18 protein-coding genes are annotated in these 14612 nt (G+C 59.4%); 9 read left to right on the top strand and 9 right to left on the bottom strand.

The genetic code is table 11. The features are described from left to right. Nucleotides 1-68 precede the first annotated feature (68 nt). Complete coding sequence (locus tag ACQR35_RS00775) at nt 69-1178, top strand: DNA alkylation repair protein (RefSeq protein ID WP_430268946.1); 1110 nt, start codon at nt 69-71, stop codon at nt 1176-1178. Between the two features lie 22 nt (nt 1179-1200). Here ACQR35_RS00775 and ACQR35_RS00770 read toward each other — a convergent pair whose 3' ends face one another. Further along, nucleotides 1201-1740 (bottom strand): GNAT family N-acetyltransferase, encoded by a 540-nt coding sequence (locus ACQR35_RS00770; protein ID WP_430267818.1) that lies wholly within the window; start codon nt 1738-1740, stop codon nt 1201-1203. Between the two features lie 57 nt (nt 1741-1797). Between ACQR35_RS00770 and ACQR35_RS00765 the strand changes: the two genes are divergently transcribed. Further along, the gene (locus ACQR35_RS00765; protein ID WP_430267819.1) at nt 1798-2439 is read left to right on the top strand and encodes an NADPH-dependent F420 reductase; all 642 of its coding nucleotides are present in this window, start codon (nt 1798-1800) and stop codon (nt 2437-2439) included. Nucleotides 2440-2541: 102 nt separating this feature from the next. Here the strand turns inward: ACQR35_RS00765 and ACQR35_RS00760 are convergent, their stop codons facing one another. Next, on the bottom strand, nt 2542-3042 hold the full coding sequence (locus tag ACQR35_RS00760; protein WP_430268945.1) for an SRPBCC family protein: 501 nt from the start codon (nt 3040-3042) through the stop codon (nt 2542-2544). 13 nt (nt 3043-3055) lie between these two features. Then, nucleotides 3056-3388 (bottom strand): ArsR/SmtB family transcription factor, encoded by a 333-nt coding sequence (locus tag ACQR35_RS00755; protein ID WP_430267821.1) that lies wholly within the window; start codon nt 3386-3388, stop codon nt 3056-3058. A 209-nt stretch (nt 3389-3597) separates the two neighbouring features. Here ACQR35_RS00755 and ACQR35_RS00750 point away from each other — a divergent pair, with 209 nt between their 5' ends. After that, nucleotides 3598-4521 carry a hypothetical protein gene (locus ACQR35_RS00750; protein WP_430268944.1) on the top strand — a complete coding sequence of 308 codons (924 nt, stop codon included), beginning with the start codon at nt 3598-3600 and terminating at the stop codon, nt 4519-4521. 102 nt (nt 4522-4623) lie between these two features. On the opposite strand, the gene ACQR35_RS00745 is transcribed toward ACQR35_RS00750, so the two are convergent. From ACQR35_RS00745 to ACQR35_RS00735, 3 genes are read right to left on the bottom strand one after another with little or no spacing between them, the layout of a single operon-like run. Then, complete coding sequence (locus ACQR35_RS00745) at nt 4624-5412, bottom strand: GNAT family N-acetyltransferase (protein ID WP_430268943.1); 789 nt, start codon at nt 5410-5412, stop codon at nt 4624-4626. A 4-nt stretch (nt 5413-5416) separates the two neighbouring features. Beyond that, nucleotides 5417-5923 carry a hypothetical protein gene (locus ACQR35_RS00740; protein WP_430267824.1) on the bottom strand — a complete coding sequence of 169 codons (507 nt, stop codon included), beginning with the start codon at nt 5921-5923 and terminating at the stop codon, nt 5417-5419. A gap of 3 nt (nt 5924-5926) precedes the next feature. After that, nucleotides 5927-6514, bottom strand: a complete 588-nt coding sequence (locus ACQR35_RS00735) for an HD domain-containing protein (protein WP_430268942.1) — start codon at nt 6512-6514, stop codon at nt 5927-5929. A 118-nt stretch (nt 6515-6632) separates the two neighbouring features. On the opposite strand from ACQR35_RS00735, the gene ACQR35_RS00730 reads away from it, so the two are divergent. Continuing rightward, a complete protein-coding gene (locus tag ACQR35_RS00730; protein WP_430268941.1) occupies nt 6633-7115 on the top strand; it encodes a peroxiredoxin in 483 nt (160 codons plus the stop codon). Nucleotides 7116-7125: 10 nt separating this feature from the next. Here the strand turns inward: ACQR35_RS00730 and ACQR35_RS00725 are convergent, their stop codons facing one another. Beyond that, nucleotides 7126-7974 carry a class I SAM-dependent methyltransferase gene (locus tag ACQR35_RS00725; RefSeq protein WP_430268940.1) on the bottom strand — a complete coding sequence of 283 codons (849 nt, stop codon included), beginning with the start codon at nt 7972-7974 and terminating at the stop codon, nt 7126-7128. A 98-nt stretch (nt 7975-8072) separates the two neighbouring features. Here ACQR35_RS00725 and ACQR35_RS00720 point away from each other — a divergent pair, with 98 nt between their 5' ends. The 4 genes from ACQR35_RS00720 to ACQR35_RS00705 all read left to right on the top strand — a co-directional run bounded on the left by ACQR35_RS00720 (nt 8073) and on the right by ACQR35_RS00705 (nt 12304). Further along, nucleotides 8073-8429, top strand: coding sequence for a hypothetical protein (locus tag ACQR35_RS00720; RefSeq protein WP_430267828.1), 357 nt, complete (start codon nt 8073-8075; stop codon nt 8427-8429). 77 nt (nt 8430-8506) lie between these two features. After that, nucleotides 8507-10069 (top strand): amidophosphoribosyltransferase, encoded by a 1563-nt coding sequence (purF, locus tag ACQR35_RS00715; RefSeq protein ID WP_430267829.1) that lies wholly within the window; start codon nt 8507-8509, stop codon nt 10067-10069. Further along, nucleotides 10066-11229, top strand: coding sequence for a phosphoribosylformylglycinamidine cyclo-ligase (gene purM / locus ACQR35_RS00710; RefSeq protein ID WP_430267830.1), 1164 nt, complete (start codon nt 10066-10068; stop codon nt 11227-11229). The genes purF and purM overlap by 4 nt, the downstream gene beginning before the upstream one ends. Nucleotides 11230-11383: 154 nt before the next feature. Next, nucleotides 11384-12304: a hypothetical protein gene (locus ACQR35_RS00705; RefSeq protein WP_430268939.1), complete on the top strand. Its 921-nt coding sequence runs from the start codon at nt 11384-11386 to the stop codon at nt 12302-12304. Nucleotides 12305-12499: 195 nt separating this feature from the next. Here the strand turns inward: ACQR35_RS00705 and ACQR35_RS00700 are convergent, their stop codons facing one another. Beyond that, nucleotides 12500-12727, bottom strand: coding sequence for a DUF3073 domain-containing protein (locus ACQR35_RS00700; protein WP_430267833.1), 228 nt, complete (start codon nt 12725-12727; stop codon nt 12500-12502). 285 nt (nt 12728-13012) lie between these two features. Between ACQR35_RS00700 and ACQR35_RS00695 the strand changes: the two genes are divergently transcribed. Then, the gene (locus ACQR35_RS00695; RefSeq protein ID WP_430267834.1) at nt 13013-13759 is read left to right on the top strand and encodes a septum formation family protein; all 747 of its coding nucleotides are present in this window, start codon (nt 13013-13015) and stop codon (nt 13757-13759) included. On the opposite strand, the gene ACQR35_RS00690 is transcribed toward ACQR35_RS00695, so the two are convergent. Further along, nucleotides 13734-14594 carry a helix-turn-helix transcriptional regulator gene (locus tag ACQR35_RS00690; protein WP_430268938.1) on the bottom strand — a complete coding sequence of 287 codons (861 nt, stop codon included), beginning with the start codon at nt 14592-14594 and terminating at the stop codon, nt 13734-13736. The genes ACQR35_RS00695 and ACQR35_RS00690 overlap by 26 nt on opposite strands. Between the last annotated feature and the right edge of the window lie 18 nt (nt 14595-14612).

Here is a 14612-nt window from a genome sequence, read left to right as displayed (position 1 = left end):
GCGTTTCCCATTGAGGGTGACGCCCGACGGCGGTCTGACGGCTTTCGCTGGAACGGTACCCTAAGTGGATGGGCGCCATGAACGAGCTGATTAATGCCACAACCGTCGATTCGCTCGCACGGATTCTTAGGACTTCCGACGGTCCCGATTTCCCCCATTTGCTGGCAACCACGGCGGGCTTGGACCCGCTGAGCCTGCGGCAACGCACCGACCTCACCAGCGCCGCCATGGTCCGCGATCTCGAGGCTGCATACGGACCCTCTGCTTACCCTCACGTTGCCGCGTTGTTCAGGCGGGCGCTCGCTCAGCCGGATTTCACTGCTTGGATGATCTGGCCGGTGACTGAGACAGCTGTGACCCTGGCTCTGCGCGACACTGAATTCTTTGATGATTGCTTGGAACTGCTGGCCGAACTGACTGGCCGGTTGACGGCGGAGTTTGCAATTCGCCGCCTGCTTTCCGCGGATCTGGACCGGGCTTTGGGTGTCATTCAAACGTGGACCAGTCATCCGGACGAGCATGTCCGCCGCTTGGCCAGCGAAGGAACCCGGCCGTACCTTCCGTGGGCTGTCCGGGTTCCGGAAATCACCCAGCGCCCCGAAGCCACCATTCCGCTACTCACCGCCTTGCACCAGGATCCTTCCGAGTATGTGCGGCGCTCAGTGGCCAATCACCTCAACGATCTTGCCCGGCACGCGCCCGAACTGGTGGTCTCCACGGCCACCAGCTGGCGTGCAGCTGATGGAACCAGCCTGGCCACAGCTTGGGTAATCCGGCACGGTTTGCGGACGCTCATCAAAAAAGCTCACCCCGGAGCATTGACGCTGCAAGGTTTTGCCCCGGTGAACGTGCAGGTGACTGGTCCTCGCTTGGACTCCCAAAATGTTCAGTTGCCCGGCGAGTTGAGTTTCGAATTTGAAATCGTTAACGACGGCGATGCAGAGTCTCGCTTGGCGGTGGACTATGTGGTGCACTATGCCAAAGCCAACGGCAGTCAAGCGGCCAAGGTCTTTAAGCTCACTGCCGCCACACTGGCACCCGGAGAGAGCCGGACTTTCTCCAAAAAGCATGGCTTCCGGCAAATGACCACCCGGGTTCACTACTCCGGAACCCATGCACTGGAGCTACAGGTCAATGGGGTTCGGCACGGCTGGACCGAATTCCACGTGCAGGCATAAAACGTGCACGCCAGCTCATTTTTCACTCCAAAATGAGCTGGAACAATTTGTGATCCTGCCACTGGTCCGCGATTTTTAGATACTTCGGAGCCGTCCCAAAATACTCAAATCCGTTCTTGGCGAGGACCCGTTGTGAGGCCTCATTGTGCACAAGTGTCCCGGCTTGAATCCGGTGCAAGCCCATGGTCTCTTTTGCGTATTCTGCAACGGTTTTTACCGCCTGGCCCATCACCCCTTGACCGGTGAGTCCGGCATCAATCCAGTAGCCAAGATTGGCGCTCTGAAAGGGCCCACGGACGATTCCGCTCAAGTTGAGGGACCCGACGATTTCATCATCTGTGGCGAGGATCAGCGGTAGGGCGGTACCGGCGTCGTACTGGGAAAGCTTGGACACAATCTCACGTGACTGACCGCGGGGAGTGAAAAATTCCGGGGTCCGCAGCGGGTCCCATGGCGCCAGATGTTGCTGGTTGGCGGAGTATGCAGCTGCGAGCAATTCCGAATCACTGTGCTTGAGCATCCGCAGGTAGACACCGTTTGAAAGTTGAGCTGTGCCGAACATCATTCGATCCTAACGGCCGAAGGAAATATCTACAGTGTCCCCAGGGTTGTGGCCAGCATGACAACAATCGGAATTATCGGTGCAGGACACATTGGAAGCCAGATTGCTCGCAAGGCGGTTGGGCTTGGTTACACGGTGGTGATCAGCAACTCTCGTGGGCCTGAAACCCTCCAGGACTTGGTGACCGAGCTCGGCCCCAACGCAAGTGCAGCCACTCCGGCTGGGGCTGCAGCGGCGGGTGATTTCGCCGTCGTGACCGTTCCACTGAAGGCTATTGCGGAGGTTCCTGTGGAGCCGTTGTTGGGCAAGATCGTGATCGACACGAACAACTATTACTGGGAGCGCGACGGCCACATTGCCGCGCTGGATAACGGCGAAACCACCACTGCGCAGATGCTTCAGGAACACCTGCCGGAGTCCAAGGTAGTCAAGGGTTTCAATCACATCGCTGCCGCGGACATCACCACTAATGGCACCCCTGCTGGTACCGAGAACCGCCGCGCACTGGCCACTGCTAGCAAATTCCCGGAGGCCGTGGAGCTGATCACCGGCTTCTATAACGAGTTCGGATTCGACACCGTCAACATCGGCGAACTGTCCGAGAGCTGGCGTGTTGAGCGTGACCGCCCTGCATACGGGGTCCGGCAGAACGCCGCCGAGCTGGAAGCCAACCTGACCAAGGCACCGCGAACCGTCTAGGTTCTTTTTCCCGTCTCGCCGAGTGGGTAGATAACGTCCCTTAGACCTTGCTCTAAGCGACGTTATCTACCCACTCGGCGGTGAATGCCATGAAGGCGAGTGCTAGGAATCTGCGGCTAGGATGGCATCGATCTGGCCCATAGCCTCGCCCATGCCTTCCTGCATTCCCATCTCAATCATTTTTTCCAGCTGCTCCGCACTCTCAAATTGAGAGCGGATGCTCATCCGGCTCCGCGCGGGCTGATCGTCGATGGATTCGATGGAGACCACCATGTGTGAGGTGCCCATTTCGGTGACGTGTGATCCGTCCTCATTGGCGAATCCGTCGTCGAGTTCTAGGCCATTTTCTGGAGTAATCTGGGTGAATTTCCACCAGCCGTGTGCCTTAGATCCGTCCGGTCCGGTCATGTAATAGGCAACGTCGCCGCCTTCGGTGAAGTTGTATTCCGGGAAGCTGGCAGGCCACGTGGGCGGGCCCCACCACTGCTCTAACTGGCGAGGGTTTTCCCAAATCTGCCAAACGCGGTCCGTGGTGGCATCAAACTCGGCAACGATCACGAGGGACAGCGCCTCGGCGTCTTTTGTGGAACTAATGACGGTCATGATGGAACCTTTCCTATGATTCGTTCAGTACTTGCGCGATCCGGTCTACTCGTTGGAGCCAGATTGCCTCGAGCTGATCGAGCAATTGCCTAGCCTGCCCAAGGCCTTCGTGATTGGCTTGCACAATCTGCTCCCTCCCGCGCTTTTCCTTGGTCACTAAGGATGCGCGTTCCAACACCGCAATGTGCTTTTGGACTGCGGCGAAACTCATGGTGTAGAGCGCGGCCAGACCGGACACCGAGTACTCCGCCGCGGACACCCTTGCCACGATGTCGCGGCGTGTGGAGTCGGCGAGCGCCTGGAACAGTCGATCCAATTCCGCTTCTGATACCTGATCTACAACCATTTGGTTGTATTTTAGAGTTTCAGTGACGACGGGTCAACCCTTTTCTTTAAGTCCGCGCCCCGGAGGGTCACCCCTCTACAATTCGCCGAGTGGGTAGATAACGTCGCTTAGACCTTGCTGAAAGCGACGTTATCTACCCACTCGGCGAAGAATTAGGGCAGGATGTTGGGGGCCGAGGCATATCCCGCCTACCCCCACTCAGGAGAATGATGAGCCGAACTGCCCGAAGCTGGCCCAAGAGCGTAGACGCAATTCTCGGCGCCCTGTGGGGGATCATTTCTGCAGGGGTTGGACTACTGCCGTGGCTGATGGCCGGGGCACGCCTGCCGCTGCAGAACCTCTGGGCCACGGAGACTATGCCCGAAGACATGCCCATCGCGCTCCTACCCGTGAGCCAGTACTCGGTCATCTTGATCCTGGCGATGTTTGTGTCCGGCGCGGTAATAGCCGCCTTGGGCGTACGGAACTTTTTTGGGGCCCGACGGCGCCCGGCAACAGCGTTTACCGTGGCCGGTTTGGCGCTGGTCCAGTTAGTGGCCGTGGTGCAGGCATTTTCAGTGGTGAGTGTGGGCCTGGCCCCGGGCAGGGCATCAACAATGTACTTGACTGGTCTTCTAGCGGCCGCAGTGATTTCGGCCGCCGTAGGACTGCTGATTTTTATGATGCTGCTTGGCAAACACCGTTGGCTTCCCACTGTTGGTTTCGCCTTAGCGGCCGTGCCTTTGGCTTCTTGGGTGGTCGAATGGATGGTTCAGTTATCACCCCGCACGATTGAAGGACCCTTTTCAACATCCATGGTGTACCGCTGGTTGCCCGCAATTTTGGTTGGCGTTTCTCTGGCTTGGTGTGGGCTTAAACCAGCAGCGCTGGCCCTCGCATGGGTGGCAAATTTGGCGTTCTTATGGGCCATCCCGGCGCTGGTGACCGCAACGCAATCAACGCTTGGCACGCGTAACCAGCTCGGAGATTTTGAAGCCATGGGCGAGATAGCAGTCGCCGTGCTCAAAGGCGCGTTGGGACCAGCCGGAGGCGCGATCTATACAGTGCTGTTGGCTCTGGGGATCGCCGTGGCCGGGTTGTTACTGCAGCGTTTTGTTCCGACCTTTAGGGGTAACACCCGGACTTCCCGCTGAGTTTCCCCGCTTTTTAGAACCCCCGACGGCGTGTCGTTGCGCAACGCCGGTGAGAACCGGCGTCGTGCTCCAAAAAGCGGAAGATCTCAGCGTGAAGGGACGTCAGCGCTTCCAGACGTAGGGCGTGGTGGTGGATACTTTAGTGAATCCGTAGCGCTCCAAAATGGGCCGAGAGTATCCGGTGGAGTCACTATGGATGAGGGTGTATCCCTGTGCGAGCGCCGAGCTGGCCCGGGCTGCGGTCAGTGCCCGGTAGATTCCCTGACCGCGCCAAGATTCCACAGTGCAACCACCCCAGATCCCAGCGAAGTCAGTTCCGGGGACGGGTTCCAGGCGGCCCGCACTGACGATTTCGCCGGCGTGATCGGCCACCCAGAGTTCGAAGAGTGGGTCACGGTGTGCGCGGGCAACAATCGCATCCGCGTACTCGGCAGACGGTTGCTCACCGAAGACTAAGTCCTGCATGGCGCACATGGCCCGGATGTCGGCGTCTTTAGTCACGCGGCGGAGGGTGATGCCCTCCGGCAAGGGGACCTCGACGGCGAGCGCGGAGGCTGCACCGATCATGATGGACTCCGGCTCTTCCTCGATGAAGCCATTGGCAAGGAGTGCCTCGTGGAGCCCGGGCGCGTGATCGTGGCCGCGGGTTTTCCATTCGACCTTGGCGATGGCCGGATTCTGGCTGTAGTAGTCCAGAGCTTCGGGGACCCATCGCTCAATCTGTGCGCGATCGGCACCCGCCAAGTCTTGGTAGGTGATGAATCCTCGCCCGCCGCTGAAGGTCACCAAGCGCAGCGGGCCCAGGTGCTTGACCGTCAGCGCGCTCGGTGTTTCGGCGTCAGTGCGCAGTTGTGCGTCGTAGGCGGCGAGTAGTTCATCGCTTGCGGTCATGGGTTCAGGCCTTTCCACGGGCTCGGACGAGGTTCGCGAACGGGAGCCGCCCGTGCTCAGCAATAAATGCAGCGTGGTAACCAGCTTCGGCGTTGCTTAGCTCCTCAGCGGGGATCTCTTTCCACGCAATGACTAAGTCAAGCGCATCCCTGAGTTGCCAGATAAGCCGAGCATCCCAAACCACTGTGGGGCGGCCGCGGCCGTAATCCATAAACTCTTGGATTTGTTTGCGCAGACCACGGTTTCCTTGGCTGCCCGCACTTGCCTTGCCCAGGTATAGGACCTTCGCTTCCGGGATCCATTCGGCTTCGAGGGCCTCACGCTTGAGCGAAGGATCCTTCTTTTTGAAGGTGCCAGCTGTGCTCTTCGCCAAGAAAACGGGCTCGAAGTCAACCGGTTGCAGAATCGCGAAGATGCCTGGCCCTTGAGGCACCCGCATCATGTCGATTTCGTCGAAGACCCGGAATCCGGCGAACCCGTCTTCGCGGAGGGTCTTTTTGTTGGTTGCCATAGATCAGGCGCTGGCCTCATCGGGAAGTTCGTCCAGGAGAGCATCCAACTCAGGGAGTAGAGACGGATTTGCGCGCACCAGAATTTTGCGGACTTCCTCAGCGGGTACTGCCGCGTACAAGACCGGCCGAGCCTCACGGTATTTGGTCACCGGTGGCTTATCCGGCCACTTTTCGGCCAGCGCTTTAACCCGCTCAGGCAAGGAATTGTGTGCGTTGTCCGCGATCTTCACAAGAGTGGCGTCGTGACCTTCGGCAATGTAGCGAATGCCGCTTTGGTAATCGTCCGGGTTCTCGTGGAACCGGTTGGTGACTCGCTCAATAATGTCCGCGGCCCGCTCAGAAACGCCCATGTCCAGCAGAGCTTGGCGAGTGATGGGGGTGTCCTCGGCAATGTCGTGGAGGTACCCGGCGATCTGGACGTCGTCGTCGAAGTCGGCAAGCGCGTCACCCGCGGCAAGAACATGGTCCCGGTAGGGGCGTTTGAGTTTGTCCTTCTGCCGATTATGGGCCACTTCGGCAAGGACCCGAGCCGTCTCTACTGTAAAACGCGGGCGGGGTAGATCTGCTTCAATGAATTCTGGCTCCGACATAACTTCAGACTACGCGTCGGCGCCCGGTGAACTAAACACCGAATGCAGCCAGCGGAATACTCTTCACCCGCCCAAAGTTAGCCATTGCACACACCTTCGCTATGAAAGTTGGCCCACCGTGCTCCCCACTAAAACCGTGAAGCTTCAAACCGGCACTCCAGCCCCCGATTTTGCGCTCCGTGACGCCAAAGGCACGGTCCGCACTTTGGGCGATTTCCGCGGCAAAAACGTGATCGTCTACTTCTACCCGGAAGCCGCCACGCCGGGATGCACCACCGAGGCCTGCGACTTCCGTGACAGCCTGAGCTCGTTGCAGGGCCACGGCTACCAGGTAGTGGGGATCTCCCCCGACGCACCAGAGGAGCTGGCCGCTTTCACCGGCGATTTTGGCCTGACCTTCCCGCTCCTGTCCGATGAGGACCACGCAGTGGCCCTCGCCTACGGCGCCTGGGGCGAGAAATTGCGCGACGGCGAAATCACCGAAGGCATTGTCCGCTCCACCGTAGTGCTCGACGCCGAAGGTAAGGTCACGCTGACTCGTTACCAAATCAAGGCAGAAGGTCACGTTGCTGAGCTCAAGTCTGCACTGGGCTTGGCCTAGAAGAGCGACCTTACCCCACGGTTCCCACCACTATGGTGGCGCCCGCTGAGAAGTCGACTGCGCCGTCGTGCGTTCCGGGGAGCACTGCCTCCAGGACCTCGGCACGGATCTTTGCAACAGTACTGGCGTCCACTCCTGCCAAGCTGGCCACTACAGGCGCTGCAACATCACTCATCAATTCCCAATAGGACTCGGGCGATTCGTGATGCATCACGGCGGACACTTCAATTTCCCCAACATCAAGTAGCCCCGCCCCGGAAAAGAGTTCGCTCATCAGGCCCGGCGCTGCACAGCGGAATAGTCCTGGAGCGCCTGCCGGGGCCTGCGGTACATCAACGTGCCGCGCAATGGCACTCATAATCGTGGTTGCCCACTGATTTTTACCCGGTTCAGCCCATACCGCCGCGCAAATTCGTGCACCTGAACGGCCTAAGCGGACATGCTCGGCGGCTGCTGCGGCCATGTCTGGGAAAAAGATGTAACCAAAACGGCAGAGCACAGCATCAAAGCTTCCGTCTTCAAAGGGCAACGAAGCGGCGTCGGACACCACTGTTTTGACGTTCGTCAGTCCTCGATGATGGGCCTTGTCCGTGGCAACTGCCAACATGTTCGGGGATAAGTCAGTCAACGTGACACCGCCGTGGGGAACACGCGCTGCGGCACTCAGCCCTGGTTCGCCCGTCCCTGAGGCAATGTCCAAAACTTGGGCCGCCTCACCGATTTTGGCCTGCTGAATCATGGCGTCCCCAAACGGCGCCATCCAGCCAGTCATGTAGTCATCCCACTTCTTCCAACCGGCCGAAAACTTCTCCCAAGATGCAAGTTGCGACTGACGGATCTGATCTGATGATGCGGACATTTTTTCTTCTTTAAATGACCCCTCAGGCTCAGTGTGCGCTTGTACCTAACAGTCCGCAAGAGAAAATTCCGTACACTCCACGCGGTACCCTTAAAACCATGTCTTCCCAAGATTCCACTACCCCTGCCCGCCGCGAGATCACTGTGCGTCGTGCACCGAAGTACGTTCCTTTTATGGTTGCTGGCGGGCTCTTGGGCATCATCGTTGCGGCCATCGCGGCCTACGGTTTCCACTCGGAAGATTCCGTGGTTCCCGGCGAGGTTTACGAAGCCAGCACGGTGTTCGGGTTCTTCGCCGTCATTTTCGCCGCCGCCGGTGTGGTGGTGGGCTGTCTGGTGGCCCTGCTGATGGATCGATTGAGCCTCAAAAACCAGCGCACCGCCGTCGTACAGGAATTAACCCCCAGCGAAGAGGCTCAAGCCGCGGCAGCAGAAGCGGCCGACGACGAAGCGTAAGTGCCGTTTTTGCCTCGCCTTGGGCGGGCCAAAAGTCACACGTAGGGACATGGCCGCATACGTGAGATAATTCGTTAGTGGCACGCGGCGATGGAAAACTTTCTCATGATCTTCTCCCAGGCGAAAAGGGACCTCAGGATGCTTGTGGCGTCTTTGGGGTCTGGGCACCCGGTGAAGAAGTAGCAAAACTCACCTACTACGGGCTCTACGCTCTGCAACACCGTGGACAAGAGTCCGCCGGCATTGCAACCAGTGATGGCAGCCGAATCAACGTCTATAAGGACATGGGCCTTGTCTCCCAGGTCTTCGACGAAACAACGCTCAACACCCTGACCGGTCATTTGGCAGTGGGGCACTGCCGGTACTCCACCACTGGAGCAAGCCACTGGGCCAATGCCCAGCCAACCCTCGGTGCCACTTCAACCGGCACCGTCGCTTTGGCTCACAACGGCAACCTCACCAACACGGCCGAACTCAAGCGCATGATTTTGGACCGCAATGACGGCCAGCTCACGGGCGAGATGAAGCAGGGTAATACCTCGGATACCGCACTTGTGACGGCTCTCCTTGAAGGTGACAAGGACAAAACCCTCGAAGAAACTGCGCTTGAGCTTTTGCCCAAGATCCGCGGCGGGTTCTGCTTTGTGTTTATGGACGAAGGCACCCTGTACGCCGCCCGTGATGCTTACGGCGTCCGGCCCCTAGTTTTGGGACGCCTTTCACGCGGCTGGGTTGTCGCTTCGGAGCAGTCGGCTTTGGCTACCGTTGGTGCAAGCTTCATCCGCGAAATCGAGCCTGGCGAGTTCATCGCCATCGACGAAGACGGTGTCCGCACTCAGCGGTTCGCAGAAGCAACCCCGGCCGGTTGCGTTTTTGAATACGTTTATTTGGCCCGCCCGGACGCGGCTATTGCTGGCCGCTCCGTGTATGAATCCCGCGTAGAAATGGGCCGTCAGCTGGCCCGCGAAAACACCCAAGAAGCGGACATTGTGATTCCGGTCCCCGAATCCGGCACACCCGCAGCAGTGGGTTACGCCGAGGAATCCGGGATCCCCTTCGCACACGGTTTTGTCAAGAACTCCTATGTGGGCCGTACCTTCATTCAGCCCTCTCAGACCCTGCGCCAACTTGGTATCCGGCTCAAGCTCAACGCCCTGGAATCGGTAATCCGTGGCAAGCGAGTGGTGGTAGTGGATGACTCGATCGTCCGCGGAAATACCCAGCGCGCCATTGTGCGGATGCTGCGCGAAGCTGGTGCCGCATCCGTGCACGTGAAGATCTCGTCCCCGCCGGTCAAGTGGCCCTGCTTCTACGGAATCGACTTCGCATCCCGCGCAGAGCTCATCGCCAACGGTGCCACCATCGACGAAATCTCCACCGCAATCGGTGCTGACTCACTCGCGTACATCTCCGAGGACGGCATGATCAATGCCACCCAACAGCCTCGCGAACGCCTCTGCACCGCTTGCTTCACCGGCAACTACCCGATCGAGCTTCCCACCGCAGACAAGCTAGGCAAAAACCTGCTGGAGCGCAGCGAAGACCCCGCCGAAAAACCTGGTGCCACCGGTTGTGATCCCGGCCCCGATTCCGAGTTCGAAAACCTTCTGAGCGACGCCGACAAGAAAGAAGCAGTATGACCTCCCCCTCCCCCGAAACAACGGCCGACAACAACGCAGGCATCACCTACGCTTCTGCCGGTGTTGACGTGGAGGCTGGCGATCGCGCCGTCGAACTGATGAAGGACGCTGTTAAGGCGACCCACAACTCCTCCGTGTTGGGCGGGGTTGGCGGATTCGCTGGGCTTTACGACGTCTCCAAGCTCCTGACTTACAAGCGCCCGCTGCTGGCCACGTCCACCGACGGTGTTGGCACCAAGGTTGCCATTGCTCAGGCCATGGACATTCACGACACCATCGGCTTTGACCTGGTGGGCATGGTAGTTGACGACATTGTGGTGGTTGGTGCAGAGCCGCTCTACATGACCGACTACATCGCCTGCGGCAAAGTTGTCCCCGAGCGCATCGCCGGGATTGTCCGCGGTATCGCTGCAGCCTGCTCCGTAGCCGGAACCGCACTGGTAGGTGGCGAAACGGCCGAGCACCCCGGCCTACTAGGCGAACACGAATACGATGTTGCTGGCGCTGCCACCGGCGTTGTTGAAGCCGATTCCCTCTTGGGCCCAGACCGCGTGCGCGACGGCGACGTGGTCATTGCTATGGCATCTTCCGGTCTGCACTCCAACGGTTACTCCTTGGTGCGCCGTGTGATCAACCACGCTGGTTGGGCTTTGGACCGCCAGGTTTCCGAGCTTGGCCGAACCTTGGGTGAAGAACTCCTCGAACCGACTCGTGTGTACGCAGCAGACTGCCTGGACCTGGCACGTGCTTTCCCGGTTGCTGGAACCTCAGGTATTGGCGCAGTACACGGCTTCAGCCACGTCACCGGTGGTGGGCTTGCCGCCAACTTGGCACGTGTCCTGCCTCAGGGCCTGCTCGCCACGGTTGACCGCACCACGTGGGAACTGCCTGCGATCTTCAAACTCGTTTCTGAACTCGGCAATGTGCCGCTCGCGGACCTCGAGCGCACACTGAACCTTGGTGTGGGAATGGTAGCCATTGTGTCCCCCGAAGCTGCGGATGCCGCCGTCGCACGTTTGAACGAACGTGGGCTGCCGTCCTGGGTGATGGGCACTGTGGGCACCAACTCCGATTCTGTCGACAAGACCGGCCCCGACTATGTCCAGGGTGCCAAGGGTGTTGACGGTGGGGCCGTGCGCCTGGTTGGGGCCTACGCCTAAAGTTCCCTCCCCCACCTTCTCCTGCCAACGCGGGGTCACTTACGGCCCATGTTTCGGGTAAACATGGGCCGTAAGTGACCCCGCGTTGGCGTGTTTGGCAGCCAGCCTGTGGATAACCGCTCGCCGGGATCTATTTGCGGGCAAAATTACGTTTATGGTCCGCCTCAAACCGCTGCCCGCAGAGCTCGCACTCCGCCCGTTTACCGTCCAAGAGTCCCGGACTTTGGGTGTGCCACCGAAGCGATTAAGGGCCAAGGACGTGTCCGACGGCGGCAGGCAAATTCACCTGCCCACTGGCCGCGAGTTTGAACTTGTCCAACGGGCGCGCGTCCTAGCAGCAGCAACCCCCGGGGCTTGGGTTTCACACGAGAGCGCAGCCCTTCTGATCCCACTTGGCCTTCCTCCCTGGCTAGGCAATGCGGATACCGTCCACCTCAGCAAACCGCACGGGCTTCCGCGCGTGCGGCGTAGGGGCGTAACCGGCCACCGAGTTCACGTACTCCCAGGCGAAGTCATCGAACTGGATGGCGTCCCGGTGTCATCGCCATCCCGGACATGGCTGGATCTGGCACATCAGCTGACCCTGCCATACGTGATCGCCATGGGTGACCAGCTGATCCGCACACCGCGCTCGGGCTTCGAGGGTAGGACCGAACCGTACGCGATCAAGGAGCAGCTGCGTGTGCTTATCCGCCGGCATCCGAACATGAAAGGTGTGGAAAAAGCTCGTCTTGCCCTCGAGGAAATGCGGGTCGGAGCCGACTCGTTCCCGGAAACGTTTATGCGGCTGGCCATGATGGATGCTGGGCTTCCCGAACCGGAATTGCAGATCTATTTGGACCCAGGCGATCCATGGTCGCCATCTGCGGACGCCGGTTACCGACGCTTCCGGATCGCGGTGCAGTACGACGGCGCCCCTCACCTCACGCGCGAACGTCAGTCCAAGGACAACCTGCGGGACGAAGCCTTCTCTAGGGCCGGCTGGACGTACTTCAAGGCCAACGCTAACGACCTCGCCGAGGGGTTCGTCAGCCTGATAGCTCGGATCAAACGGGCCAAACTCCACTCGGCCTAGCCCAACGCGGGGTCACTTACGGCCCATGTTTCGGGTAAACATGGGCCGTAAGTGACCCCGCGTTGGGTAAGAGCGTTGGGTAAGAGCGTTGGGAAAAACAAAACCCTCCGGGAGTCAGATTGCTCTGAACTCTCGGAGGGTGGAAAAACTTGGTGACATTACCGGACTTCAACTCGCTTGCGCGAACCGGCCCTGCTAGCCGATGCGACGGGTATCAACCTCGTCATCATCGTCATCTTGCGCGTACTTATCCTCGTAGGCCGAGTAGTCCGGCTCCAGCGGATCATCCGCGAAGCGGCTCGTCGCACGACTGGATGGCCCAGTCAGCTCTCGCTGAAGTGCCGAATAGTCAGTGTTCGGGGAATAGTACTTAATGTCCCGAGCCTGCTTGGTAGCTTTTGCCTTTTGACGGCCGCGCCCCATGGCGTGACCCCCTTTTGTACTTGGACCGGAGGTGGTCGCCATGGCTATGACGAGGCCCCGGAAAATTTGGTCAATTTGTCGTACCTATAGATTACATGCTTTAAGCGGCATTCGTGGCTTCGACAGGACCCACTGCCCACTCTGTGGACGCCAAGCGCCCAACAATTGCCTGCCCTGTATATAAAAACTTGGGTAGAGTCACTTTTAAGGCCTGTTCGCACCCGCTTGAACTTCGGCTAAAACTTCCGTGCGAACTCAACTGCCCGACCAAAGGGGAACTCGGCAATGCAAGATTGGAATCGTCCGGAAGAACCTTCCAAAGAGCCCGATCCGGCGGCATCCACCCCGGGATTGCAGCCAAAATACCCGCCGCTGCCAACACACCCGCCATACCTCATCGCGGACCAAGAGGGGCCGGGCGCCCCGCAGCTACCCAACAACCCAACCAATGGCTCACCCAACACGCCTCCGAACAACTCAAGCACCAACCCGCGCAAACGTCTTTACCTTCTTGGCGCACTCATCCTCGCAGCTCTCATCGTCGTCGCCTTAGTGATTTGGGGAATCGCCGCGCTGACATCCGGTGGCGGCAACACTGAGCCAAACACCAACGCACCGCTGTCTTCGGACGCAAGCAGCCCCTCGCCGTCGGGCACTCCAAGCCCTACCACCACCGCGAGCGCACAAACGGTTAGCCCACTGGATCTGACGCTAGGCCAGTGCTTCAAGGACTACGATCCGCAGGCCAGCGAGACAACAGTTGTAGATTGCAAAACGCCACACTCGGCCCAACTCGTGGGTGTGTTTTTCTACGAGGACAAGGCCGAATACCCCGGCACCACAGAACTTCGTTCCAAGGGCCGGGAACTATGCGGCGGCGTCAACATGAATTCGGAAGCCAACAACTTCACACTCAAACAAAACAACGTTTACCCCAGCGAAGGCAGTTGGAGTAAGGGCGACCGTCGGGTTGACTGCTTCGCGAGTGTGGACACTGGCAACGCACTCACCTCAAGTCTGCTTGCAAAGTAGCAAGCCACGTAGCCAACATCTTCAAGCCGTCTTCAGAGGGTGACCCCGGATCGGCGGTGTAGACGTTGATCCGAAGCCCGGGGTCCGCCGCAAGCTCGAGTGCCTCAAAGCTCAGATCCAGTTCCCCCACCACAGGGTGATGAAGCCGTTTGTGTCCCGTGCGGTGATACTTCACATCGTGCCGGGCCCAGCGTGCCAAGAACTCTTCGCTCCGGGTTGAGAGCTCACCGATCAGGTCGGTGAGGTCCTTGTCATACGGGTTCTTCCCGGCTGCGGAGCGAAGCACAGCAACGATGTCGTCAGCGCTGCGTTCCCAATCCACAAAAAACTCGCGCGCCTTGGGGTTTAAAAACGTGAACCTGGCACTGTTGGGCGGGCTGACCGGATCGTTCATCATGTCCAGATACAGCGCACGGCCCAACTCATTCGAAGCCAGAACATCACCGCGATCATTCCTGACCCACGCTGGCGCGCTGGTGATCGAGTCGATCACGCGCTGCACACTGGGCCGCACGGTCCGAGGGCTGCCCTTCCGGCGAGCACGCGGCGAAACGCTTGCCGCACGAGCGAGGTCAAAAAGGTGAGCTGTCTCGGCGTCGTCGAGCTGTAACGCCCTGGCGAGGGACTCAATCACGCTGTCCGAAGCGCCCGAAAGGTTTCCGCGCTCGAGTCGAATGTAGTAGTCAACACTCACACCGGCGAGCATCGCCACCTCTTCACGACGCAAACCTGTCACGCGCCGGTTGCCACCGTATACCGGCAGCCCAGCCTGCTCCGGTGTGATCCGCGCCCTGCGGGAAGAGAGGAACTTCCTCACGTCTTCGCTGTGTGTCATAGAGTCAACGCTACGCGG

This window comes from Pseudarthrobacter sp. J1738 (genome assembly GCF_050490315.1).
Classification (GTDB): Bacteria; Actinomycetota; Actinomycetes; order Actinomycetales; family Micrococcaceae; genus JBNPEO01.
This window is presented reverse-complemented; position numbering and strand designations above follow the sequence as displayed.